Source organism: Vibrio sp. 3-2(1), from assembly GCF_963887575.1.
GTDB lineage: Bacteria > Pseudomonadota > Gammaproteobacteria > Enterobacterales > Vibrionaceae > Vibrio > Vibrio anguillarum.
The window spans coordinates 1-25749 of sequence record NZ_CAWPGB010000006.1 but is presented as its reverse complement, the minus strand read 5'-3'; the positions used below and the strand labels follow the sequence as shown (position 1 = coordinate 25749).

Genomic DNA, 25749 nt, shown 5'->3' with positions numbered 1-25749 from the left:
ATGCCAACGTATCGTTATCAGGGTCGAAATTTAGATGGTAGCAAAACCTCTGGGCATGTTGATGCCCCGACAGAAGAGCTCGCGGCGGAAGCGCTATTTAACAAAGGCGTGATTCCGACCTTAATTTCGTCAGACCAAGGGGCTGATTTTTCGATTGATTGGAAATCGCTGTTTACCCCAAGTGTGCCACTTGAGGTGTTGGTGATCTTCTGTCGTCAGCTTTACAGCTTGACCAAGGCGGGTGTGCCGCTGCTGCGCTCGATGAAAGGACTTATCCAAAATTGTGCTAATAAACAGCTTAAAGAAGCATTGGAAGCGGTTAGCAATGAGCTAACCAACGGGCGCAGTTTATCGAGCTCAATGCAGATGTACCCGAAAGTCTTTAGCCCGTTGTTTGTGTCGATGATCCACGTCGGTGAGAACACAGGGCGGCTTGATGAAGCCTTGCTGCAATTGTCTCATTACTACGAGCAAGAAGTCGAAACTCGTAAACGGATCAAAACGGCGATGCGTTATCCGAGCTTTGTCATCAGCTTTATTTTGGTCGCGATGTTCATTCTCAACGTTAAAGTGATCCCACAATTTACTAGCATGTTTAGCCGTTTCGGGGTTGATTTACCGCTGCCAACTCGCATTTTAATTGGTATGTCAGATTTCTTTGTCAACTACTGGCCGATGATGATAGGCGTATTGCTTGGGTGTTTATTTGCTTTCAGAGCTTGGTTGAGCACAGCCGCAGGGCGTCAAAAGTGGGATAAGTTTCGCTTAAGAATGCCTATTGTCGGCGGTATAGTGAACCGAGCGCAATTGGCGCGTTTTTCTCGAACTTTTGCCTTGATGCTGAAAGCAGGGGTGCCGTTAAATCAATCGATAGCATTATCTGCCGAAGCGTTGGATAACAAATTTCTAGAATCTCGCCTATTAGAAATGAAAGCGGCCATTGAAGCGGGAACAAGCGTATCCACCACCGCCGTAAACGCCAATATTTTTACGCCATTAGTTATTCAGATGATTTCGGTGGGTGAAGAGACAGGGCGCATCGATGAGTTGCTACTTGAAGTCGCGGACTTCTATGATAGAGAGGTGGATTACGATCTCAAAACCCTCACCGCGCGCATAGAGCCGATTTTATTGGTGATTGTTGCCGCTATGGTGTTGGTGCTGGCACTTGGCATCTTTTTGCCAATGTGGGGAATGCTCGACGCGATCAAAGGATAAAGGTTGTCAGATGAAAACGGCGATAGAGCGTTCTCAGTTCGTAATTTGGGGGTTGATTGTCTTTGTTCTTTTGATGGCTTTGCTATCAGCATGGCAGTCGATAGAAAAAGAAGCCAATCAAACCGCATTAGCGATGGCGAGCAGTAAAATCGTAGAAAGTGCCAATTTTTATAAGCAAGATTGGTTATTAAAGGGGCGGCCCTCAACTTTAATCGCGAATGGTCGATTACTCAATATGAGTGCAGCGGGCTGGGTATTACCATTGGCTGAGAATGAATCAAGTATAGATTGTCGTTATTGGTTAAGCCTGCTATACCCAGATGAACAACTGCTTGAAAGCAAAGTGATTTCAATTGAGTCGGCACATCAAGCAAATCAGTATCGATGTCGCTATGTTTACAGTCAAAAACAGGTGATAACCATTGAACTTTTAAGGGATAAGTTTACAGTAAGCGTCGATTTTTCAGCATGAGTTTTCGACATAAGCAGTGAAATGGGCACTCGCCCCGTAGCGATGCGAGAACAAGTGCGTATAATACACGGTAATAACAAAGAGATAGGTAGAGCATGGATAACAAACAAACGGGCTTTTCCTTAGTTGAATTAGTCGTAGTGATTGTGGTTGTCGGCTTATTAGCCGTTGCAGCGCTACCCCGCTTTTTAGATGTCACCGATGAAGCGAAAAAAGCCAGCATCGAAGGGGTTGCCGGTGGTTTTGCTACAGGTGTTCTATCGGCGCGTGCTCAGTGGGAAGCTCAGGCAAGAACCTCTGTGACTTTGGGCTCGGAAAAACAAAACACCGTCAACTATGATGGTGTCAATTTCTGGCTGACTCGCTCTACAGCTAGCAGTGGCGCCGCGACCGGTTTTAGGGACGGTTATCCGTTGGCGCTCAATACCGATAATACCAGTTATCCAGCGGCGATTACGGATCAGTCATGTATTGATTTAATGGATAATTTGCTGCAAAACCCACCAAAAGTTGACACAGTCGCTAATGCAGCCAATAACGCTAATGTAAAATATTCAGCACAAGCCGATGACGGTCAAGCCACTTGTACTTATGTGCAAAAAGAGGGCGGAACCGCGCACCAGTTTGTGTATGAGATAAAAACTGGTCGTGTGACCGTCACTTTGCAGTAAGTCTGCGCATTGATTAAAACATAGAGAGAAAGTAACTATGAAAAGACAAAACGGTTTCACCCTAATCGAACTTGTGGTTGTGATTGTTATTCTCGGCATTCTCGCCGTCACCGCTGCACCACGTTTTTTGAATTTGCAAGGCGATGCGCGTGATGCTTCTTTACAAGGACTAAAAGGTGCGATGCAAGGTGCCGCTGGCATTGTTTATGGCCGAGCGGCAATTGATGGTAAAGAGTCTGTCTCTGCAGCAGATGTCGCTATTAGTGGTATTAGCGGTGCAGTAAAAGTTGTGTGGGGTTATCCTGAAGCAAGTGCTAATGGTATAGGTAAAGTCGTGACTGGTTTGGATAGTGATTGGAAAGTTGTATCAGGTTCAAATACTACTAATGACGCTATATCGTATACTTTCAAAACGGGTAGCGATGATTCTAGTAAATGTTTTGTTAAATACGCAGTAACTCCAAGTACGCCATCATCTGAGCCCACGATTGAAATCGTAAGTTGTAAGTAAGAAAAGCGTAGGGTTATCGCCTTGTAGGTAAAGGCCAGCATTGCTGGCCTTTACTGCTAGTTATTTCTCACCCACAAAAATCAGTAAAACTTAAGCCCACCACGGAAATTTCTTATATACTTTAAGCACTTGTTTTTTTGCTAGAGGTATAAAATGCAGCAGCATTTAGCAGCACGGCGTGGTTTTACGTTGATCGAACTGGTCGTGGTTATTGTGCTGCTGGGTATTGTGGCTGTGTACGCAGCAAGCCGTTATACCGGCATATCCTCCTTTTCAAGCGTGACCACACAAAGCGAAGTGTTGGCCTCACTGCGTTTGACCCAAAACCGCGCCATGCAGCGTACCTACCTCTGTAATCGCTGGTTGGTCAGCAATAATCAAGCGCAGCAAGTATCTCCTTCCGTTTCTGCTGGTGCTTGCACCACTTCACTGCTCAGCCCTGCAACCGACAGTAGTTTTGTGGACGCGGCGGCGAACGATATCACCCTGATGTTAACCAATAATGATGGTAGCCATTTTTTAGATTTTGATAGTTTAGGTCGCGCCGCGCAGTGCTTAACGGCAAACTGCACTGTTACCTTAAATAATCTGCAATCGGGTGAATCTCGCCAAGTGTGCATCAATAGCGAGGGGTACATTTATGCGTGTTAACGCGCCGCGCGGGTTTACTCTCATTGAGATGATCATCGTTATCACGGTAACGGCAATAGCCATGACAGGCATCACGACCGCGCTTTATCCTCGCTCGCAACAAAGTGCTGAACAGGTGCTAGCAGTTAAAGCCGCCGAGTTAGGCCGCGCGGTCATGGATGAAGTGATGGGCCGAGCCTTTGACCAAAACTCCGGCCCAAAGGGTGGATTGCCTGAGTGTTTACTTAGCGGAGCTGTAGAGGAAATGTGCACTGCTCATGACGCTTTGGGTAAGGATGGTGAAGCGAGTATTAACCAATACAACGATGTCGATGATTTTATCACTACTCAACCAAGGCCAATTGAAGATGTGCTCGGCACACTGTTAGATACGAGCAGTTATCGAGGTTTTACTGTGACGATTGCGGCGTTTTATGAGCAAGACGGTGGTGGGCAACTCAGCGGAGTGAATGCTAACCAACTGACTCACTATAAACGGGTTTCTGTGGTGATCATTGACCCGAAGGGTAATCGCTACCCGTTTGCGGCGATTAAGGGCAATTTCTGATGCGTGGTTTTACCCTGATTGAAATGGTGATTGCGATTATTCTGTTGTCGGTGGTCGGGCTATTTTTAGGCTCTGTGATCCGCCAAAGTATGGGTATTTATGTTGATACCACCGCCCGCGAAGCTTTGATCCAACAAGGGCGCTTTGTTACTGAGCGGCTGAGCCGAGAACTGCGTGAAGCGGTACCAAACAGCGTGATGGTAGAAAATGGTTGCATTGAGTTTTTACCGATCACTGACAGCGCGATCTACAGCGAGCTGCCAACCGTGCAATCGCCTTCGGCTGCGGTACGGTTGTTACCGATCGACAAAAAGGTACTCAATGGCGATCGTCTGGTCGTGTTTCCAACCAACGCCGCTTCGCTACGCCAAACGCCAAGTGCAAGCGGACAAACAGCGCAAGTAAACGCAGATGTGGATTTTACATCACCCAACAACACAAGCATGGTCGATGTAGCCTTGACACAACCGACTGGGTTTGTAATTCAATCGCCAGCTAAGCGAGTCTATTTTTATCGCACGCCAGTGGCTTTTTGTTATCAGAACAGTCGTATTTATCGTTACGCGGATTACGCGCTTAATCGCAGTGCGCTCAGCCCTGAGCAGCTTGGCACTCCAGTATTGATGGCTGAAAACATTAGCCAAGCTAATTTTCACGTCACGCAGCCAGAGCTACAACGCAACGGCTTAGTGAAAATTGAACTGACATTTTCCGACCGCGGCGAGGAGGTAAAGTTTGACCATGATGCGCTTATCTACAACACGCCGTAAACAGCAAGGCAGCGGCTTAGTCTTGGTCATCTTTATCATTGTGGTGGTTGGCTTTGTTGCATCGGTCGCGAACCGTAATCAACAGCGCAATAGCCAGCAATTGGTTTCGATGGTGTTAGGGACAAGGGCCGAAATGGCCGCGCGATCGGCGATCAACGTTGAACTAAGTCGTTTTTATCAAACGCCACCTAGCGGGAGTTGCCATACTCATTCTGTACAATCACTCACGTTTGAAGGTGAAGGATTAGCGCAATGTAGCGCACAGGTTAAATGTAATTTGGTGGGTACAATGGATGATGGCCGTACTGTCCATCAACTCACGTCAACCGGGCGCTGTCAGTCTGGCGATTGGACGTTGCAGCGAGTTATTGAAGTGGGGGTGAAAAGTGATTCACTATAAATGGCTGATTAGCTTACTGCTCATGAGCGGTGGGGTTTGTGCCCAACAATATAATTTATCCAATAATCAATATCCTCCTTGTAATACCTCGTGGCAAAAATCTGGCAACACTTATACCTGTAGCGGTAATGGTCAAGTGACGTTAAATGATGGTGATGTGATTGTCGCCGATGTTGACTCAACACTGATCGCCAATGACGGTTTTTATTTGATTAATAACCAAGTGGGTAACGCATCAAATAGGATAAGTCTGCAAGCGAACTACGGAGCGATAGCCAGCCAAGGCTCTCAAAATACGATTTATGGGGATGTTTCAGCCAACAGCAGCAACGTAACTTTCAATAACACCAATTTAATTGGTAATGTTACGACGGGAGGAAACGTCACTATCAACGGTGGTAGCGTGCAGGGTAATTTAACCAGTAATGATCAAACGGTTGTTATTACTGGAGCAAACGTGGTTGGTAATATTACGGCGCAATCAGGCATTGTCATTACAGGAAGTGTGTATAGCGGCAATATTACGATGACCTCTAATAACTCTGTGACGTTTAATTCGGTGGATATGACTTCCGGTTCTGTATCAGGGGCAAGTCATTTCACGGCAAACAATAGCCAGCTAGGAAGGCCTGATTCTCAGGTCAGTATTAATACTACCTCTAACGATATCACCTTAAATGACTCAACGGCTTATGGTGATTTTAATGCGGCAATTAATAATGCTGGTGGCCAAGTTAATGTCAACAATAGTTCAATTACTGGTACATGTTCCCCCATATCTAATCCATTGAATGCTTGTGATCCCTCTCCTGTAGCGCGCTATCATTTTGATGAAGTGCAATGGAGTGGGGCTGTCAATGAAGTCAAGAATGCGTTTGGCTCTTCTCTTAACGGCCGCGCAATGAATGGTGCGCTTACCAGCTCTCAATCACCGGCGCTACCCGCCAATATTAATAATTACGGTACTTGTGGTTATGGCGAGTTTGTTGCCAACCAAAACCAATATGTACAAGTGGCTCATGATAGCCAGTTATCTTTCTCGGACCAGCTAACGATATCTGCGTGGGTGTACCCCGTCAGTCGCCCGGCGAATGGTGGCTTGCATACCATAGTGGCGAAAGATACTAACTACGAATTCCACCTTGATAGCCAAGGGCGAGTTTTTTGGTATTGGGAGAGAAGTTCTGGCGGTGCCAATACATTAACCACATCCAATGTTATTCCGCTAAATACTTGGACTCATATCACCATTCGCTATAACCGCTCAGCAAGTAGTAATGAGAGACAAAAAATCTATATTAATGGTGTGGTTGCGGCGACAAACAGCGATAACCAACCACTCAAAACCAATACAGTGAATTTGGAGATTGGTCGAGATTACAATTCCGACAACAGAACTTTCTCCGGAAGGCTTGATGAAGTGGCTATTTATAATAAAGCTCTCACTGATAGTCAGATTGTCAATCTGTATAACGAACGTCATCTGTGCCAAAGTTCAGGGCTGCAATGTTTTAGCGATGATTTCCAAAGTCAGCCATTGGATGAGCAGTGGCGAGTATTCAGTAGCAGTGGTAACTTTACGCCTTCAATCACCAATAATCGCATGCGATTAACACAAGCGGTGCAAAACCAAGCCACCGCTTCAACATTCCAACGGATTTTCCCAGCGGCAGGGAACCGTGTAGAGGTTGAATTTGACTATTTTGCCTATGGCGGTAATGGTGCTGATGGGGTGGCGATTGTCTTCTCTGATGCCTCTGTCACTCCTCAAGTTGGAGCATTTGGTGGTCCTTTAGGTTTTGGTTATAAAGTCAATGAGCAAAAACCCGGATTTGCGGGCGGCTGGTTAGGCATTGGATTGGATGAATATGGTAATTATTCGATTGAAGGTGGCGGGAATGGCCCAGGTCGCAGGCGGCAAGCTGTTGTATTAAGAGGTTCTGGTTCCGGCTATAGCGGTTATAACTATTTAGCAGGCACGTGTAATAACGGCACAACCAATACCAATGGAGATTGCCTAAATCCGAGGGTAGATAATACCAATGGTAATCCTCAGCACCGCTACCGAATTGTTATTGACTCAACTCAAGCTTCAACGTCGCTGGTGACCGTAAGCCGTAAAGTTGGCACTGCCAGTTGGAAAACTTTAATTGGGCCAGTTGATGTGATGTCATTTGCGGCGCAACAAAATGTTCCTACGGATCTGTTTATGTCCATTACAGGTTCTACAGGCTCTTCGACTAATAACCATGAAATTGATAATTTCGAAGTCTGTGCGCTCAATTCTCGTCCAGTTGGCGAGCAAATTAATCACTTTCGCATCTCTTTGCCTGCACAAGGTTTAACTTGTGCAGCTTCTGACGTGTCTGTGACGGCGTGTGCCGATGAAAGTTGCAATAACTTATTTACCGATCCGGTTATTGCTTATTTAGTCCCTAACTCTCTACCTAGTGCAACGGGCGGTTGGGTGAATGGTTCAACTATCTCATTTAGTAATGGGGTTGGTAACACCCAACTTAGGCGTAACAGCGCAGGTAATGTCACCGTTGATGTTTCTGGTTCCGTTCCCACGGCTATGTCTTTCAATAACACTTTATGCAGCCACAATGGGAATGCTGGCCCCTTTTTGACCAGTAACTGCACGATGAACTTTGCTGACAGTGGCTTCATTTTGGATGTACCCAATTCCTACGCCAATCAATCGGTAACTGGGACCATTAAAGCGGTACGAAAAGATAACGCTTCACAACTGTGTTTGCCTAGTTTTCAAAATGTACAGAAACCCGTTTCCTTTTGGAGTGATTACTTGAGCCCTAATGGGGGGCAAGGTTTTAGAGCTTTATCGGTTGGTGTGAATAGTGTGGCGGTAGGGCAGTCATCCAATACTGCGACGCCAGTGGTGCTCAATTTCAACCAAAATGGTGAGGCGAGTATTAACGTCTCCTATCGTGAGGCTGGCAGCCTGGCTTTGAATGCCCGTTTAACGGGAAGTGGTGATGAGCAAGATTTGCAACTAACAGGTCAAACGACTTTTATACGAGTTCCTCGTGCTTTAGTACTCAGCGCGACCAGTTATTATGGTGTTAGTGGAGCGTGTCCTAATGCCGATATTAGCTGTGATATTTTTGCTAGGGCGGATGAAAACTTTAATCTCAATATCAAAGCGGTTGCGAAGGCACCGATTGAGGATAATGATTTCACTAACAATTTAGGAGTGACAAATTATCAACAAGCAAACATTGAGCTTAAACATACTCTAATCGCACCAGCGACAGGCGTGCCGGGTAATCTTGGCGAGGCGGAATATAGTCATCAAATGGGCAGTTTGACGACTGTACAACAAAGAGTGAGTGAGGTTGGGGTGTTTGATTTCTCGCTGAACGCGCCAACGACGTATCTTGGACTCGATTTAGCGAGTGAGAATCTGCCGATTGCCGTTGCCTCAACGGGCCAGATAGGTCGTTTTATCCCAGCCTATTTTTCTCCTTCTTCGGTGGTGACCAGCTTACAGGCTGAGTGTGAGGTGACTTCTCCTAATGACGAATCGTTCAGTTATTTAGGACAACCGTTTGGATATAAAGAAAATCCGGGTATTTACTTACACCCAAAATCCGCGTCAGGCAGTGAAACGGTCAATTATTTCGACAGTGCTTGGTGGCGTTATGATCGGCAGTGGGACAACCGAATATATAACGATACTGTGAATAGTTTACCAATCAGCTTTGATAGCGATTTGACGAGTGTGAACCGAGTCAATGGCGTTGATTCTCGCATTGAACTCTCTGGGGAGATATTGATCTACCAAAAGCCACCACAACCAATAGTGCCTTTTAACAGCAAGTTAGATCTTACCCTCTTGGTATCCGATCTTACAGATCTTGATGGAGTTTGCTACCGCGAAACAGCCAGCAGTCCTTGCATAGACTATACGATTACAGATATTGATGATGAGATGAAATTGCGCTGGGGAAAACTGGTGATCCACGACACTTATGGTCCAGAAACGAGTGCGCTAAGTCAGCCAATCACGAGTGAATACTTCACTGCCAATGGCTTTGTTACTAATAGCTTTGATCGCTGTACAAGGTTACCAGATCTTACGAATTTCACTTTAACGCCGACCGATCTAACTTTAGGTTCCGGTGGTGCTCCTGAAGTTTATCCTACTTTAGTCAGTCAAACGCTCGCCTTGGGTGCCGCTAATATCAACTTTACGGCTCCGGGAGCGGGTCATCAAGGATTCATTGATACTTTGCTTGATCTCAATGCTCATGGGTTGCCTTGGTTGCGTCCCTACAATGATCAAAATAGCGCGTTTGAAAATGAAATCTCAGGCCGAGTACAGTTTGGATTGTACCGAGGCAGCGACCGGGTAATCTGGTGGCGTGAAAAAAATTAACCGGATAATTCACACAAATTCATGAAGATTTTTCTACCTAAGTTAGGAATCTGTTAGAAATTGCGTGTTTCAGTCCATGTTTATGCGTCAACGCCTTGCTGTGATCGCAAGGCATTGGTACATTTAGTGCAATTTTCTATCTTCTAATTCTTGCAGGACGAGCGAAGAATATGTTCAAAAAACTGCGTGGCATGTTTTCCAACGATCTATCGATCGATTTAGGTACCGCCAATACTCTTATATACGTTAAAGGACAAGGTATTGTCCTCGACGAGCCTTCCGTTGTTGCTATTCGCCAAGATAAAGGTCGTGGTGGAAAAAGCGTTGCTGCTGTCGGTCATGCCGCTAAGCAGATGCTTGGTCGTACGCCGGGGAATATTTCTGCAATTCGTCCTATGAAAGACGGCGTGATTGCGGATTTCTACGTGACCGAAAAAATGTTGCAACATTTCATCAAGCAGGTGCATGACAACAGTGTACTCAAACCAAGCCCTCGCGTTCTTGTGTGTGTGCCTTGTGGCTCCACCCAAGTTGAACGCCGTGCGATTCGTGAATCAGCACTCGGTGCTGGCGCGCGTGAAGTGTATTTGATTGATGAGCCTATGGCGGCGGCCATCGGTGCTGGTCTGCGTGTTTCTGAACCAACGGGTTCAATGGTGGTCGATATCGGTGGTGGTACGACTGAAGTTGCCGTTATTTCCTTGAACGGTGTGGTTTACTCTTCCTCTGTGCGTATCGGCGGTGATCGTTTTGATGAAGCGATCATCAATTATGTGCGTCGTAACTACGGCAGCTTAATCGGTGAAGCGACCGCAGAGAAAATCAAACATGAAATTGGCTCGGCTTACCCCGGCGATGAAGTGATGGAGATTGAAGTTCGTGGTCGTAACCTTGCTGAAGGGGTCCCTCGTAGCTTTACTCTTAACTCCAATGAAATCTTAGAAGCACTGCAAGAACCGCTTTCCGGTATTGTTTCTGCGGTGATGGTTGCGCTTGAACAGTGTCCGCCAGAGCTTGCTTCTGATATCTCAGAAAATGGTATGGTATTAACCGGTGGTGGAGCGCTGCTCAAAGATATCGACCGCCTCTTGACCGAAGAAACGGGAATACCAGTCGTGGTTGCCGATAATCCTCTAACCTGTGTTGCCCTTGGTGGCGGTAAAGCGTTGGAAATGATCGATATGCACGGTGGCGACCTATTTAGCGAAGAATAATGGCTTTGGGAGCCGTAAAGCTCCCATCATGACATCTAGGATTTTTATAGAATGAAGCCAATATTTGGTCGAGGACCATCTCTTCAGCTACGTCTCTTTTTTGCCGTGATTTTATCAGCCAGTCTTATGCTGGCTGATAGTCGTTTAGGTGCTTTTTCCAACGTTCGTTTTTTTCTTAATAGCTTAGTGGCTCCCATTCAATACATGGCGGATTTACCGCGCAGCATGTTTGATGATCTGTATGAGCGATTCGCCACTCATCAAAAACTGATTGAATCGAATCAACGTTTAAAACGAGAAGCGATCACCTTGAAAAGTGATTTGATCTTGTTTGATCAATACCGCGAAGAGAACCAACGGTTACGTAAATTGCTTGGATCTTCTTTTGTTCGTGATGAAAAGAAGGTTGTCACTGAGGTGATGGCGGTCGATACCTCACCTTATCGTCACCAAGTTGTGATTGATAAAGGGCGAACGGATGGCGTTTACGAAGGGCAACCCGTTATCAACGACAAAGGTATTGTTGGCCAAGTGACTTTTGTTGCGGCTCATAACAGCCGGGTGTTGTTGCTGACTGACACCAATAGTGCGATTCCAGTGCAAATTATTCGTAATGATATTCGAGTGATTGCTTCAGGGAATGGCCAGGTGGATCGTATTCAATTGGAACACATTCCCACCAGCACTGATATTGAAGTGGGTGACTTGCTCGTCACATCAGGTTTAGGGGGCGTATATCCTGAAGGTTATCCTGTCGCACACGTTTCGGTGGTCGACAAAGATACCCAGCGTGAATTTGCGTCGATCACCGCCGATCCCGTGGTGGATTTTGATCGTCTACGCTATTTGCTGTTGATCTGGCCTAACGAAGATAGGCAGCAGAAAGTATTGCAAGTTACGCCAGAGAAAATGTTAGAGGAAGCAACCGATGGCCAGTAGTGTCGTGAAAAGTAAATTGGTGATTGGTGCATCATTTCTCTTTGCTCTGGTTTTACAAACTATCCCTTGGCCGGGTGAGCTGGATCTACTGCGCCCATCGTGGTTACTGCTGGTGACATGCTATTGGGTTTTAGCGTTGCCGCATCGAGTCAACGTAGGGTCGGCTTTGATCCTTGGTTTGTTATGGGATCTGCTGCTTGGTTCAACATTGGGCATTCGTGGCATGATGATGGCCATTGTTGTCTACTTAGTGGCGATTAACTTCTTAGTGCTGCGTAATATGGCGTTATGGCAACAAGCCGTAATTATTGGCGTGTTATCTATGTTGCTTGAAGTGCTGATCTTCTGCGGCGAATATTTAATTCAAGATGTGACATTTAACCCGCTCTCGCTATGGGTTGGTATGATCAATTGCATATTATGGCCTTGGATGTTCCTACTGCTTCGTCGTGTGCGACGCCACTGGCACCTTAGATGATGAATAAAAAAATTGTATTAGCTTCTGGCTCGCCAAGAAGACGAGAGTTACTGACTCAACTGGGTTATCAGTTTGATATTGTGGTGCCCAACGTTGAAGAGTGCCGTAATGAGCATGAAGCCCCAGCAGCGTATGTTGAACGTTTATCACGTGATAAGGCACTGGCTGGTGTTGCTTTATCCAACCCTGCTTCGATAGTTATTGGGTCTGATACCATAGTCGTGCAAGGCGAAACAGTACTTGAAAAACCTGCTGATTTTGCTCAAGCACAACAGATGTTACGCAGCCTATCTGGTACAAAACATCAAGTGATGACGGCCGTAACCGTAGCAACACATGATCATTCTAAATCCGTCGTGGTAACGACGGATGTATGGTTTAAACCTTTGTCAGATGAAGAAATAGAACAATATTGGCAATCGGGTGAACCTTGCGATAAGGCTGGCAGTTATGGCATTCAAGGATTGGGTGGACGATTTGTAACGAAGATCGAAGGCAGCTATTACGCTGTTGTAGGATTACCATTATTCGAAACTGACCAGCTCTTGCACGAATTTATATAATTAAAAACATTGAGGTGTACTCATGAGTGCAGAGTTGCTACTAAACGTCACCCCGAGTGAAACTCGAGTGGCGATGATTGAAGGCGGAGTTCTTCAAGAGGTCCACATTGAGCGAGAAGCGAAACGCGGCATTGTGGGCAATATTTACAAAGGAAAAGTCAGCCGAGTTCTTCCCGGAATGCAGGCCGCCTTTGTCGATATTGGTTTAGACAAGGCCGCTTTTCTTCACGCTTCTGACATTGTTCCTCATACTGAATGTGTGGCTGAGAACGAAAAACAGCAGTTTCAAGTTCGTGATATTTCAGAGCTAGTTCGTCAAGGCCAAGATATCGTGGTGCAAGTGGTTAAAGATCCATTAGGCACTAAAGGCGCCCGTTTAACGACAGATATTACCCTACCTTCGCGCTATCTCGTTTTTATGCCCGGCGCAAGTCATGTTGGTGTCTCACAACGCATTGAAAGTGAATCAGAGCGTGATCGTCTCAAAAAAGTCGTGTCTCATTATTGTGATGAGCACGGTGGCTTCATTATTCGTACCGCCGCTGAAGGGGCTGATGAGAAAGAGCTTTCACAAGATGCCGCCTTTCTTAAACGGCTATGGCTGAAAGTGTTGGAGCGTCGAGTTAAATACAAAACACGCTCGACACTGTATGGCGAATTGGGTTTAGCTCAGCGTATTTTACGAGATTTTGTCGGCACCGATTTGACGCGGATCTTAGTCGATTCGCGCCTTGAATTTGAGAACCTCAAAGAGTTCACCTCAGAGTTTGTGCCTGAGTTAACCGATAAGCTTGAACTGTATGAAGGTGACAAGCCTATTTTTGATATGTACGACACCGAAAACGAGGTTCAGCGTTCTCTCGAGCGTAAAGTGGAGCTCAAGTCTGGTGGATACCTTATCATCGACCAAACCGAAGCCATGACCACGATTGATATCAATACTGGCGCGTTTGTTGGCCGTCGTAACCTCGAAGAAACCATTTTTAATACCAATGTTGAAGCGACTCAAGCCATTGCCCGTCAGTTACGTTTGCGCAACTTAGGGGGCATCATCATTATTGATTTTATCGATATGATGTCTGAAGAGCACCGTAAGCGAGTGCTCAACTCCTTAGATGCCGCACTGGTTAAAGATCGCGTCAAAACGAATATTAATGGTTTTACGCAGTTAGGCTTGGTGGAGATGACGCGTAAGCGCACCCGTGAAAGTATTGAACACGTGTTATGTTCAAGTTGTCCAACCTGTGAAGGCCGCGGCAGTGTGAAAACCGTTGAAACCGTCTGTTTCGAAATCTTACGTGAAATCACGCGTGTCAACCGTGCTTACGATGCGGATAAATTTGTGGTTTACGCATCCCCTGCGGTGGCAGAAACCTTGCAAGGTGATGAGTCTCATGCTCTTGCTGAGTTGGAAGTGTTTATTGGAAAAGAAGTGCGTATCCAAGCGGAGCCACTTTATATTCAAGAACAATTTGACGTTGTGATGATGTAGTAGGGCTTTTGTGATCTCAACTTTTACGCGCCTTTGGCGAATAGTATTGTGGTTTATCGTTTGCGTGCTAGTGGTGCTGGCTGTTGCTGTCACCACCTTGCGTGTGTTTTTGCCACAAATGAATCGTTTCCAAGGCGAAATACAAACGTTGATCAACCAAAATTCAGGTTTTGAATTTGAATTAAGTGAGGTCACTGGTTTTTGGCGTAATACTCACCCGTCAATTGCACTTAAGGGGCTAAAAGCAAAGCTACCTGATGGATCGCAAATTCACTTTTCTGCGCAGCAAATCGATGTTGAATTTGACCTCATTCAGTCAATAATGCAAATGCAACCTGTGGTCGCGGATCTCAGTATTCATCAACTCAAATTGGATATTCGCTCGGTAAACTGGCTTGAGCTACAGGCTGAAGATAACCAACAGAGCCGCACACAAGGCAATGTCATTCAACGTTTAGACAACCTACTGCTGCGGCAATTGGATGATTTTGCGCTACTCGACTCGACGGTTTTCTATCAATCTGTCGCGGGGGAGATTCGCCAGTTAGATATTGAACGTCTTCGGTGGAAAAATAACGCTCAGCAACATAAAGCTGAAGGCGTGGTGAGTATCGCTGATACCAGTATTAACTCTCTGTTAGTGAGTGCTAACTTTGAAGATCATGGTTCACTACGCGATATTTCAGGTCGCTTCTATGTTAGCGCTGACAATATCAAAATAAACCCGTGGTTGACTCGTTATCTCAAAGACGAAACCGGCATTAAGAAAGGACAGGTGAGTTTTAATGCCTGGCTGACCTTAGAACATAACCAACCCAAAGATGGCTATGTCGAACTTAAGCCCTCGGAACTGGTTTGGGGTGAAGAGCGTCAGCATGAACTGTTGTTAGAGTCGGGAATCATCAAACTGTTACCTATTGAACAAGGATGGCAAGTTAACGCTTACTCACTTCAGTTGCGCACGGATGACGAAGTGTGGCCTAAACTTGATGCCGCGTTTGAATGGCAACCGACGCAATGGCGTTTGAACTTGTCGCAGTTAGACATAAAAACTTTGCTTCCCTTTGTGAAAATGATGCCCGATTCCAGCAAAACGAACGAGCTTTTGCAGCAATTGGATTTGGGGGGCACCTTAGAAGATATTCGGCTCAGCAAAGGAGATAGCCTGCAATCGCTTCGTTATTCGGCCGAACTCAGTGATGGCGCCATGGCGCAATGGCAGTTATTGCCACAAGTACACCATCTCAAAGCTTCCATTGCAGGTAGCATGGAGAGTGCCCGCGCCAAAGTGACGCTGATTGATGACGTGTTACCTTATGGTGATGTTTTCCAAGCACCATTGAATATTCGTCAAGGTGAAGCTGATGTTGTGTGGCAAAAGCAAGCCGATGGCTGGTCATTGTGGGCCAGTAAAGTGACTGCGGCGACGCCAGACTTACAAGTGCTTGGATCATTTCGTCTCGATTTTCCTGAAAAACGCAGCCCTTTACTTTCATTTTATGCGGAAGCGGACTTATACAATGCAGGTGAAACTTGGCGTTATTTGCCCACCTTAGCATTGGGGCGCAAGTTAACAGACTATCTCTCTACTGCGATTCAAGGTGGTAAAGCCAACACTGCTAAACTGCTTTGGTATGGTGAACTTGGCGATTTTCCCTACCAACAAAACAATGGCGTATTCCAAGCTTGGGTTGGTTTAAAAGAGGCGAAATTTAGTTTTGATACGGCGTGGCCGCCGATCACCAATTTGCAACTCGATCTGCTGTTTGAAAACGATGCGATGTACCTTGATTCACACTCTGCGACCTTAATGGATGTCACTGCCCAGCGGATCACAGGGCGAATACCTGAGCTAGCCGAAGGTGGACACATCGAAATCGAAGCCAGTGCAACAGCCCAAGGCAATGCCGTACGCGACTATATGACCTCAACGCCTTTAGTGGATTCGGTGGGAGCGGCGTTAACGGCGATCCAAGTCAGTGGCGAAGTGCAATCTGAATTTCAGCTTCGTATCCCTTTTGATAGTGAACAGGAACCCCGAGCATGGGGTTGGGCGAATTTAAATAATAACCACGTGGAAATTGATGCACCGCCAATGGTGCTTGAGGGTGTCTCTGGCAAAATTGAATTTGATAATGACGTTGTGACGGCAGCCGGTTTGTCGGCTGATCTGCTGACTCAACCGATCGCGATTGATTTTAAAGGTGAAAATGCCAGCCAAGGTTACGCGGTGAATATTGATGTGGTGGGAGACTGGGATATTAAACCCCTGACGCCTTTTGTCGGTGAGCGCTGGCTAAACCGTTTAAAAGGGCATGCTCCTTGGCAAATGGGCGTTGATATTCAGCTCAATGATGTCGGTTTCACTTATCAAATCGACACCTTAGCCGATTTAAAAATGGTAGAAAGTGATTACCCTTACCCGCTAAAAAAAGCCTTCAACGTGGCAGGCAAAGCTCACTTGCAAGCATCGGGTAACCAAGAGTCGATCACCGCTCGCCTACAATTACCACAAGCGAAATACCAAGCTGAAATCGATATCACATCGAAAAAACCACGCCTGACAGCCACCAATCTCATAGTAGGGAGCGGCAATTTCAAAATCAGCCCAGTGGTTGGCCACCATGCGCAGATCCGCAGCGATACCTTTAATTTGGATGAATGGTTGAGTTTGGCCAATGAGCCTCAACCGAAGAAAAAATCAGCTCTAGCGGAGATGAATACTCCTGAGATCCCACCACCAGAGAGAGTGGACATCAACGTCAAAGCACTTCTACTAGCGGGAATTGAATGGCACGATGTTGATTTTAATGCCAGACGTAAAAATCTCGGTTGGTACGCACAGCTCGAGAGCCAAGAAGCAAAAGGCCAAGCGAGTTATATTGAACCTTATGATTTGTCCGTCTCGCTTGAACGCTTGCACGTTTACATTCCTGAGTTGGAGGACAGCTCCAAAAAATCACTGTTGGTTGATCAAGATCGCCAGTCTGAGCCGCTTATTACTGATTTTGACCGACAGTTTCATCGATTGGTGCCAAACTTAACTTTGGCCATTGATGATTTTTGGTTGCAGGGTTACAAGGTGGGCAAGATGAATATGGACTTCCAACGGCAAGGTGATACTTTGCAATGGAAGAAGATTGATATCAGTAGTGGTTCAAACCAAGTCAATATCAGTGGTGCTTGGACGTTGAATAAAGACGCACAAGGTGATGAGCGTAGCCATACCCAACTGAATCTCACCATGAAAGGTGACAATAATAGCGATTTGATGGAGCGCTTTGGCATCAGCTCCGGTATCCAAAGAGCGCCATTTGAAATGTCGAGTCAAACCGAATGGGATGGCGCGCCTTGGTCAATGAAGATCGACAGCTTAGAAGGCAAGATAGAGACTACTATGGGTAAAGGGGTAGTTTCTGATGTCAGCGGTGCCGCTCGTTTACTCGGATTATTCAGTTTAGATTCCATTATCCGTAAAATGCAGCTCGATTTTAGTGACGTGTTTGATAAAGGAATGGCCTTTAACTCAATTACGGGCAGTGGTGAAATTTCGCAAGGGATTTTTGTTACCAACAACATCAAAATGGATGCTGTTGCCGGTGAAATGACCATTAAAGGCTTAGCGGATCTCAATAGCCGCACCGTCGATGCTGAGGTGAATTTTGTACCAGACATCACATCAGGAATTCCCGTCTTGACGGCTTTTGCGGTGACGCCGCAAACAGCGCTGTATGTCCTAGCTATTACGACCGTGATTGCACCTGTGGTTGAGGTCTTTACCCAAGTCAATTATGAGGTTAAAGGACCAATTAATTCACCGGTTGTTAAAGAGCTTTCACGTAGTAGGGGCGAGTTTAAATTGCCAGAAAAGTTGAGAAAATTGACTGAAAAATAGGGAAGTAGGCATGGATCGCGTTGGACTTATTCAAATGACGTCAAGCTCTGAACCTGCGCAGAATTTGGCCTATATCGAACAGCAAGTGTCACTACTTGTGGCGCAAGGTGCGAAGTGGATTGTCACGCCGGAAAATGCACTGGTGTTTGGTACGCGGCAACAGTACCACCAACATGCCGAGCCATTGGGGCAAGGGCCCTTGCAGAGCCAATTGGCTGCTATGGCTCGCTTTCATCGGGTATGGCTGTTGGTGGGCAGCATGCCTATCCGTCGTGAGGTTGGGGTAACGACTACCTCCTTGCTGTTTGACGCCAATGGCGATCTTGTCGCGCACTACGACAAATTACACATGTTTGATGTAGATGTCGCTGACGGCCACCAGCGCTATCGAGAATCGGAAACTTTTACCTGCGGCACAAAGCTGAGTGTTGCGTCGACGCCATTTGGTCAAATTGGCCTTTCCATCTGCTATGATGTGCGCTTTCCGCACCTCTATTCCCAATTAAGAATGCAGGGTGCTCAGATATTAGTGGTTCCTGCGGCCTTTACGGCGGTGACCGGAAAGGCACATTGGGAAGTCTTGTTAAGAGCCCGAGCGATAGAGAATCAGTGTTGGATTGTTGCGGTTGGGCAAACTGGGCTTCATCCATGTGGGCGCGAGACATGGGGTCATTCGATGGTCATCAGCCCTTGGGGTGAGGTTATTGCAAGCTTAAACCAGCAAGTGGGGAATTTAGTCGCCGATATTGACTTGGCTTACGTTGAGCAAGTTCGACAAAAAATGCCCATTGCTGCACACACCCGATTCACCAATCAGTTTATAGATAATAAGAGCAAACTATGAGTATTAACCGCATTGAAGATGCACTATTAAAACCTGCAGGATTAACCGAGCAAGATATTGCGGATACACTAGCGACAATTGCCACTCGTCAAATTGATTATGCCGATATCTATTTTCAGTCGAGCTGGCATGAATCTTTAGTGCTCGAAGACAGCATTATTAAAGACGGCTCATTTAATATCGATTGCGGTGTTGGTGTGCGCGCCATCACTGGTGAAAAAACGGGTTTTGCTTATTCAGATCAAATCCAATTAGAAGGTTTGAAACAGAGTGCAATAGCCGCACGAGGTATTGCGCAGCAAGGTAAAAGTGGCTGTGTTCAAGCCTTTAAACGTAGCGATAATCAAGCCTATTATGCGGCGGATAACCCACTAGCCAGTTGGAAAAAAAAGCAAAAAACAGAATTACTGCAAGAGCTGGATGCTTACATTCGTACCAAAGAGCCTTTGATCCAAGAAGTCTCAGTGAGCTTAAGTGGTGTGCATGAACAGATGTTAGTTGCTGCAACCGATGGGACTTACGCAGGCGATATCCGCCCGTTGGTCCGTTTGTCGATCAGCGTGTTAGCACAAAAAGGTGATCGCCGCGAGCGAGGCAGCTCTGGTGGTGGTGGTCGTTTTGGTTATGACTTTTTCCTCACCGAACAAGATGGCCGTAAAGTTGCGTTTCAGTTTGCCGATGAAGCTATCCGACAAGCCTTAGTCAACCTTGAAGCTGTCGCAGCTCCTGCTGGCGCGATGCCTGTTGTGCTCGGTTCTGGTTGGCCGGGCGTCTTGCTTCACGAAGCGGTAGGGCATGGCTTAGAAGGTGATTTTAACCGCAAAGGATCTTCTGTTTTCTCCGGTAAAATTGGCCAGAAAGTAACCTCAACGCTTTGTACGATTGTTGACGATGGCACACTGAAAGATCTGCGTGGCTCGCTCAATGTCGACGATGAAGGTGTCAATGGTCAATACAACACCTTAATTGAAAATGGCGTGTTGAAAGGCTACATACAAGACAAACTCAACGCACGTTTGATGGGGGTGAACCCTACGGGTAATGGGCGTCGTGAATCGTACGCACATTTACCGATGCCGCGCATGACCAACACTTATATGTTGCCGGGTGAACATACGCCAGAAGAGATCATTTCAACAGTGAAGAAAGGCGTTTATGCGCCCAACTTTGGCGGTGGCCAAGTGGATATCACCTCGGGTAAATTTGTGTTCTCTGCCTCTGAAGCCTATATGATTGAAAACGGCAAAATTACTTATCCAATCAAAGGTGCAACCTTGATCGGTTCTGGCATTGAGGCAATGCAACAAGTCTCGATGGTGGGTAACGATTTGAGCCTTGATCGCGGCGTTGGAGTGTGCGGTAAAGCAGGACAAAGTGTGCCTGTTGGAGTAGGGCAACCTACGCTTAAGCTAGATTCGCTCACTGTTGGTGGCACCGAATAACGTTGTTACTCGCTCAGAGCTGACGTGGTTTGTATCGCGCAGCGTAAGCAAATAAAAAGCGGCGTTTTGATGCGCCGCTTTTTTATCTCTTTTATTCACTGCGTTGAATTGAAAAAGTTAAATATCATCTCGCTCGATCGGGCAACTCATGCAGCGCGCGCCGCCTCGGCCTCGGCCGAGTTCATTGCCGGGGATGGTTAATACTTTGATGCCTGCCTTATCGTATTTCTCGTTAGTGTAGACATTGCGCTCGTAGCCAATCACAACTCCGGGTTTAACCGTTAGCACGTTGTTGGCGTCATTCCATTGCTCGCGCTCAGCCTCATAGCTATCACCACCAGTGGTGATGATTTTGAGTTTGTCCAAACCTAACGCGCGTTCAATCGCATTAACGTAACTTGGCATTGAATCGACGTTCATCCCGCCATCGCCTTTCGGCGTTAAACGCCATGTTTCTAAATCATGACGCATAATTTCTGGGTAAACAGAAAAGGTGTCGACATCCATATGTGTCATCACCGTATCTAAATGCATACAGGAGCGGTGTTTAGGCAGGTTAACGGCAATTACCTCTTTGGCCTGCCCATGTTTAAATAAACTCGCAGCAAAATTTTCTACCCCTTGCACAGTCGTGCGTTCGGAAATACCAATCAACACCGCACCTTTACCGATCACCAGTACGTCGCCCCCTTCAATATTGGCATTATCGTAGTGCAGATCTTCATCACCGAAATACTTGATAAAATTCTCTCCTGCAAATACAGGATGCCAACGATAAATGGCGCGTAAATGGTTGGTTTCACGTTGGCGTGCTGGTTTCATCATCGGATTAAGCGATACGCCGCCATACACCCAGCAAGAGGTATCGCGGGTAAAGAGATGATTAGGCAACGGTTCAATCACAAAATCTAACGGACGATGCATTTTAGGTAGCATCGAAGAGGAGTGGATGGGCAGTTCGGAATAAGCAAGACCACCGAGTAGCAGAGTGGCGAGGTGTTCGTTATCCATGTCAGCTAAATAGCAGCGCAGATCGCGCGCCAAAGTGGGACCATAGCGAAAATCAGAAATTTGCGTATCGAGCAACCACGCTTTGGCATCGGCAACGGCTAAGGTTTCGACTAAGAGATCATGTAGCAACAGCACTTCAACATCTTGGTCCTTCAATGTGTTGGCAAAGGCATCATGCTCTTTTCCTGCATCTTCTACGGCAAGCACATCATCAAATAACAGTTCATGACAGTTCGACGGTGTGAGATGAGTTAAGGCACGCTCTGGCCGATTGAGTAATACTCGGCGCAGTTGCCCAACTTCAGATCCAACGTACAGCTTATTCATTTTGTATCCCTACTCTTATTTCTCATGTTCTTTATGACAAGCTTAAGCGAACGATGCAAGTCTACTTAGTGGTGGTATTAGCTGTTATTTTGTGAACTTATAGTTGTGTATGCTTTAAAGTGTGCGCTTATTAAAAAATAACTCCAAAACTAGCCAAATAAGCCTAATAACGACAAAGTGCTTTGTTATGCGTTTTTGGCTCAGAGGAGGGTGAATTAAGCATGAAGAATAAGTGATTTTCTATGCGGTTATTTACATAAAAAGTGCATAATGCGGGCATGTTTAGCCAAAGCGACCTTTTTCGCTATGCATGAATGTTTGATAAACAGGCAGTTTAATGCGGTGAAAGAGCAAATCATCAGGCAGATAATCTACTGAATTAGCAAAATGAAAATAAATTGTTAAATTAAAGTGTTTTTTATTTGATCTGTACTTGATTGAGCAGTGATCCTTTAGAAAGATAAAGATCGCGGTACGTTGTTGGTGGCAATTTTAGGCGAACCATGCCATATTTCGTCGAAATTCATTTATACCCTTCCGACGTGAAGTTGCAGCGGTGCTGGCTACGTTTGCTCACCCCAATCACATAGTTTATCTATGTTCATGGGGATGAACTCACTTGCCGCCTACCTGCAACGCCAAGTTGATGGAGTATAGTCTACATTTAGCCAAATCTGGAGCACCTTATGTCTCAACCTCAGCAAGATGACTACGTATCCGTTGAAGAGTTAATCGAAATTCAAAAAGAAGATACTCGCGACATCATTCAAGCCCTGCTCGAAGATGGCAGTGATCCAGATGCGTTATATGAGATAGAGCACCACCTATTTGCTGAAGATTTTGACACGCTAGAAAAAGCGGTTGTTGAAGCCTTTAAAATGGGTTTTGAAGTGCTTGAAGCAGAAGAAACAGAAGATGAAGACGGCAATAAACTATTGTGCTGTGACGCGACTATGCAATCGGTACTGAAAGCCGAAGCGATCGATGAACAGGCAGAGAAGCTTATTCAACTTGCTGAAAAATATGACATTATTTACGACGGCTGGGGCACTTACTACGAACACCCCTACGATTCTGAAGAGGGAGACGAACCCTACGACTCTGACGAAGAGTAAATATGAGAATTATTGTGAACCTCGCCACATGGTGAGGTTTTTTTTCACCCTAACTTCACAAGTAACAACCATACACCATTAAAAGGTGAGAATGTATGCTAGATCAATTGTTAACCAGAGAATGGGTTTGAGGTATTCAAGTGACTGAAATCATTTACGACATTAAAACCAAAACATTAAAACAATTCACTTACAGAAAACCAGTGGTTTTCGTTGATGATAATGGCGAACTTCAATATGAATACTCTCGCAACAAAGGAAGTGACGTTTACATTAAGAAGGTGATCTTCTTGAACTTAGTTGGTTATGAGAAGCTGAAGCAGCTTGATGAGAAGGGTAAGCCGATGAAAGATGAGCGTGGCAATACCATTTTCATCAAGGGAAAGCTACTTTCATATGAGCCTCTGGATTGCGTTAACGAATACATTCTTGCAAAACATATTGAGAAGGATGTAGAAGAATCTCAACAAGCCTCTAAGGCTTTAACTCACTACTTCAGGTTTATCTTGGACGCTCAAGCAAGATGGGACAGTAAATATGATAATGAAGATTATGATCCTTTTATCGACCCACCCCGTCCTGCTTGGGATAAGTTTGCTGTTAGGAAGAATCTACGCGCCACGTTCATGTACCGAGATGCAATCAAGGCGACAACGATAAATGGTACAGGGTTAGCTAAATCTGTTGCAGTAGCATATGTGCGCTCAGTTGTTGATTTTTACAAACATCATCTCAGACAAGGCATGAAGTTTAACAACCCTCCGTTTGAATTCGAAACCTACCTAATTAACATTGAAAACAGTGGCACTCACATGAGCGCTTACAGGCGTAAAGAGATTCAAACCACTGATTTAAAGCTGAGTTTCCCAAAATCAAAGAAGAATGACGGTGGCAAATTACCTAATGCAAGGCGCGACCTAAAGCCGCTGACAAACAGTGAGTGGAAAGAGATTAAGAATATTCTGGTTAACACCAAACGAGTTATTAAAAACGTCAATCGTGAAGAGAAACTTGTAAGTCTGCCTGAAGAGTATTGCTTCTTGTTTTGCATCTACCGCTATACAGGGCTTCGCAAAGAAGAAGGTGCAAGTTTGCATTTGGGGCAAATAGCTCGCCCTGATATGAGTATCGCTGCACTAAGGCTTGGGGTGGGCGACCAATATGGCTCTCTCACTAAAGACCCTAATGGCGGTTATAACAATAAGTCTCGGCGCACAATCATTCCTAGCTCACTGATGCTCGAACTATACAACTACAGTCACTCACCAAGGTACAAAAAACGCTTAGCGAAATTTCAACAAAGATGCAGAGCAGAGAGGGAGGCAGGTAACGATGCCTATTTTGATGGGGCTGATGGTGTTGATGAAAACAAACAATACCTGTTCATTAGTAACTCTGGCGTGCCGTTCTTTAAAAAGCTTGAAGAAATAAACACACGATGGAATGAAGTCAGGAAAACAGCAGCCGTTAATTTACCGAACGATATTGATTCGGTGGTGCACAATCTACGCTCTACCTTTGCAGTCTCCGCGTTTCGTGCATTGTTGAAGAAAATGGATGCAGACGACGCTCTGAAATACGTATCAGAATTGCTTGGTCATGAAGATTTGTCTACCACATTGCGGTACCTACAAATTGCTCAGGACAAGCCAACTGGGGATGAAATTTGGGAAGATGTGCTCGATTTCATTGGAGTATTCGATGAAGAAAACGACTTGGACGATTTACCTGAGTTCGAAGAAGCGTCTAAAAAACTAGAGGGATAAAAGAAAAAATGAGCCGTAAAGCTAACTCCAAACCAGTTTTCCTTGATGAAGAATTTTACGAGACACCATCTGCTAATGTTGAGCCGCTTCACTTAGATAAATTGAAACTGAAGTGTAATGGCCGTACATCTCATTTTATTCAATTGTTATATAGAGGTGTTCCTAACTATTCCCAGAAAGGAAAAAAATAGAGTGTGTGGATTATATACCTGTTGAGGGCAGAGAAGCTTTTGTTCGTGATATATACCGTATTCTAAAAACAGATTTCAACACAACAAAGCAAAAACATTTTTACGAACTGAGAGGATACATTCGCTGGATGGACGACCATCACCTAGAGCCCACCAATGGAGACTACTTTGCGCCTGATTTATACACTGCTTTCATGGATTATCATCAAGAAAAATGTAACCGAGGTGAGCAAAAATTAGCAACGTGGAGTGAGGCTAAACATATGCTGAGTTTCTTTCTTAAAGCATATGACCGATCCAAAGAGGCAAAGCATTTAAAATCAATAAAAGGAATACAAAAACAAACCGATTCACATAAGGGCATCGATGTTGCTGGGGAATTCAAGCCGCTTGTTCGGCGCTTTATTTCGGCGTTTGGGGAGTTTAGACAACATTTCTTAGAAGACACCAAGCCCGACATGCATGCACTTTGGGATGAAGAGCTGTTCAATCAAGAGGCAGAGAAAAACAAGTGGAGCAATCAGGAAAAAGGGGCCAAAAAAAGTTCCTTTAAGAAGGCTGTAACCAGCGATAATGCTACACGTAACCACTTCTCCCGGCTGGCGGCGATGCTCGCCTTTTGCTTCACAGGGCAAAACACAACCCCCATTTTAAAACTTCGTTTTAGCGACATTCGATTTACTGCTAAATCAAACGGCAAAGTCTATGTAGTGGCATAGTGAATTTGGTCACTTAGTTAGAGGTGATATCATCACCTCATAAGTTAACAGGTGACATTATGACAAAACATACAAGACGACTATTTAGCGCAGAATTTAAGTTAGAAGCAGCGC

At 45.5% G+C, this 25749-nt stretch carries 21 protein-coding genes; 20 read left to right on the top strand and 1 reads right to left on the bottom strand.

The window, feature by feature from the left end; genetic code table 11:
- From AACQ79_RS01850 to tldD, 17 genes are all read left to right on the top strand, one after another.
- Window positions 1-1218, top strand: coding sequence for a type II secretion system F family protein (locus tag AACQ79_RS01850; RefSeq protein ID WP_013857883.1), 1218 nt, complete (start codon window positions 1-3; stop codon window positions 1216-1218).
- A gap of 10 nt (window positions 1219-1228) precedes the next feature.
- Window positions 1229-1690 (top strand): MSHA biogenesis protein MshF, encoded by a 462-nt coding sequence (locus tag AACQ79_RS01845; RefSeq protein ID WP_170899646.1) that lies wholly within the window; start codon window positions 1229-1231, stop codon window positions 1688-1690.
- A 95-nt stretch (window positions 1691-1785) separates the two neighbouring features.
- Window positions 1786-2361 (top strand): prepilin-type N-terminal cleavage/methylation domain-containing protein, encoded by a 576-nt coding sequence (locus tag AACQ79_RS01840; protein WP_010320593.1) that lies wholly within the window; start codon window positions 1786-1788, stop codon window positions 2359-2361.
- A 37-nt stretch (window positions 2362-2398) separates the two neighbouring features.
- A complete protein-coding gene (locus AACQ79_RS01835) occupies window positions 2399-2872 on the top strand; it encodes a type II secretion system protein (protein WP_094150213.1) in 474 nt (157 codons plus the stop codon).
- Window positions 2873-3025: 153 nt separating this feature from the next.
- Window positions 3026-3523 (top strand): prepilin-type N-terminal cleavage/methylation domain-containing protein, encoded by a 498-nt coding sequence (locus tag AACQ79_RS01830; protein WP_170899645.1) that lies wholly within the window; start codon window positions 3026-3028, stop codon window positions 3521-3523.
- The gene (locus AACQ79_RS01825) at window positions 3513-4070 is read left to right on the top strand and encodes a prepilin-type N-terminal cleavage/methylation domain-containing protein (protein ID WP_170899644.1); all 558 of its coding nucleotides are present in this window, start codon (window positions 3513-3515) and stop codon (window positions 4068-4070) included. Before AACQ79_RS01830 ends, AACQ79_RS01825 begins: the two co-directional genes overlap by 11 nt.
- Window positions 4070-4840, top strand: a complete 771-nt coding sequence (locus AACQ79_RS01820; protein WP_017046656.1) for a PilW family protein — start codon at window positions 4070-4072, stop codon at window positions 4838-4840. The genes AACQ79_RS01825 and AACQ79_RS01820 overlap by 1 nt, the downstream gene beginning before the upstream one ends.
- Window positions 4815-5240, top strand: coding sequence for an MSHA biogenesis protein MshP (locus AACQ79_RS01815; RefSeq protein ID WP_170899656.1), 426 nt, complete (start codon window positions 4815-4817; stop codon window positions 5238-5240). The genes AACQ79_RS01820 and AACQ79_RS01815 overlap by 26 nt, the downstream gene beginning before the upstream one ends.
- Complete coding sequence (locus tag AACQ79_RS01810) at window positions 5227-9639, top strand: DUF6701 domain-containing protein (RefSeq protein WP_170899643.1); 4413 nt, start codon at window positions 5227-5229, stop codon at window positions 9637-9639. The genes AACQ79_RS01815 and AACQ79_RS01810 overlap by 14 nt, the downstream gene beginning before the upstream one ends.
- A gap of 170 nt (window positions 9640-9809) precedes the next feature.
- On the top strand, window positions 9810-10853 hold the full coding sequence (locus AACQ79_RS01805; RefSeq protein ID WP_013857874.1) for a rod shape-determining protein: 1044 nt from the start codon (window positions 9810-9812) through the stop codon (window positions 10851-10853).
- A gap of 51 nt (window positions 10854-10904) precedes the next feature.
- Complete coding sequence (mreC, locus tag AACQ79_RS01800; RefSeq protein ID WP_013857873.1) at window positions 10905-11792, top strand: rod shape-determining protein MreC; 888 nt, start codon at window positions 10905-10907, stop codon at window positions 11790-11792.
- The gene (mreD, locus tag AACQ79_RS01795) at window positions 11782-12270 is read left to right on the top strand and encodes a rod shape-determining protein MreD (protein WP_013857872.1); all 489 of its coding nucleotides are present in this window, start codon (window positions 11782-11784) and stop codon (window positions 12268-12270) included. Before mreC ends, mreD begins: the two co-directional genes overlap by 11 nt.
- Complete coding sequence (locus AACQ79_RS01790; protein WP_094125127.1) at window positions 12267-12833, top strand: Maf family protein; 567 nt, start codon at window positions 12267-12269, stop codon at window positions 12831-12833. Before mreD ends, AACQ79_RS01790 begins: the two co-directional genes overlap by 4 nt.
- A gap of 22 nt (window positions 12834-12855) precedes the next feature.
- A complete protein-coding gene (rng, locus tag AACQ79_RS01785; protein ID WP_019281135.1) occupies window positions 12856-14325 on the top strand; it encodes a ribonuclease G in 1470 nt (489 codons plus the stop codon).
- Window positions 14326-14335: 10 nt separating this feature from the next.
- The gene (locus tag AACQ79_RS01780; RefSeq protein ID WP_170899642.1) at window positions 14336-18220 is read left to right on the top strand and encodes a YhdP family protein; all 3885 of its coding nucleotides are present in this window, start codon (window positions 14336-14338) and stop codon (window positions 18218-18220) included.
- 10 nt (window positions 18221-18230) lie between these two features.
- A complete protein-coding gene (locus tag AACQ79_RS01775; protein ID WP_170899641.1) occupies window positions 18231-19064 on the top strand; it encodes a carbon-nitrogen hydrolase family protein in 834 nt (277 codons plus the stop codon).
- On the top strand, window positions 19061-20506 hold the full coding sequence (gene tldD / locus AACQ79_RS01770) for a metalloprotease TldD (RefSeq protein ID WP_170899640.1): 1446 nt from the start codon (window positions 19061-19063) through the stop codon (window positions 20504-20506). The genes AACQ79_RS01775 and tldD overlap by 4 nt, the downstream gene beginning before the upstream one ends.
- Before the next feature lie 117 nt (window positions 20507-20623).
- Here the strand turns inward: tldD and arcA are convergent, their stop codons facing one another.
- On the bottom strand, window positions 20624-21844 hold the full coding sequence (gene arcA, locus AACQ79_RS01765) for an arginine deiminase (protein ID WP_017047087.1): 1221 nt from the start codon (window positions 21842-21844) through the stop codon (window positions 20624-20626).
- Between the two features lie 686 nt (window positions 21845-22530).
- Between arcA and rraB the strand changes: the two genes are divergently transcribed.
- The 3 genes from rraB to AACQ79_RS01750 all read left to right on the top strand — a co-directional run bounded on the left by rraB (window position 22531) and on the right by AACQ79_RS01750 (window position 25635).
- Window positions 22531-22959, top strand: a complete 429-nt coding sequence (rraB, locus tag AACQ79_RS01760) for a ribonuclease E inhibitor RraB (protein WP_170899639.1) — start codon at window positions 22531-22533, stop codon at window positions 22957-22959.
- Between the two features lie 140 nt (window positions 22960-23099).
- Complete coding sequence (locus AACQ79_RS01755; protein WP_170899638.1) at window positions 23100-24725, top strand: tyrosine-type recombinase/integrase; 1626 nt, start codon at window positions 23100-23102, stop codon at window positions 24723-24725.
- A gap of 196 nt (window positions 24726-24921) precedes the next feature.
- The gene (locus AACQ79_RS01750) at window positions 24922-25635 is read left to right on the top strand and encodes a hypothetical protein (protein WP_170899637.1); all 714 of its coding nucleotides are present in this window, start codon (window positions 24922-24924) and stop codon (window positions 25633-25635) included.
- Window positions 25636-25749: the final 114 nt, after the last annotated feature.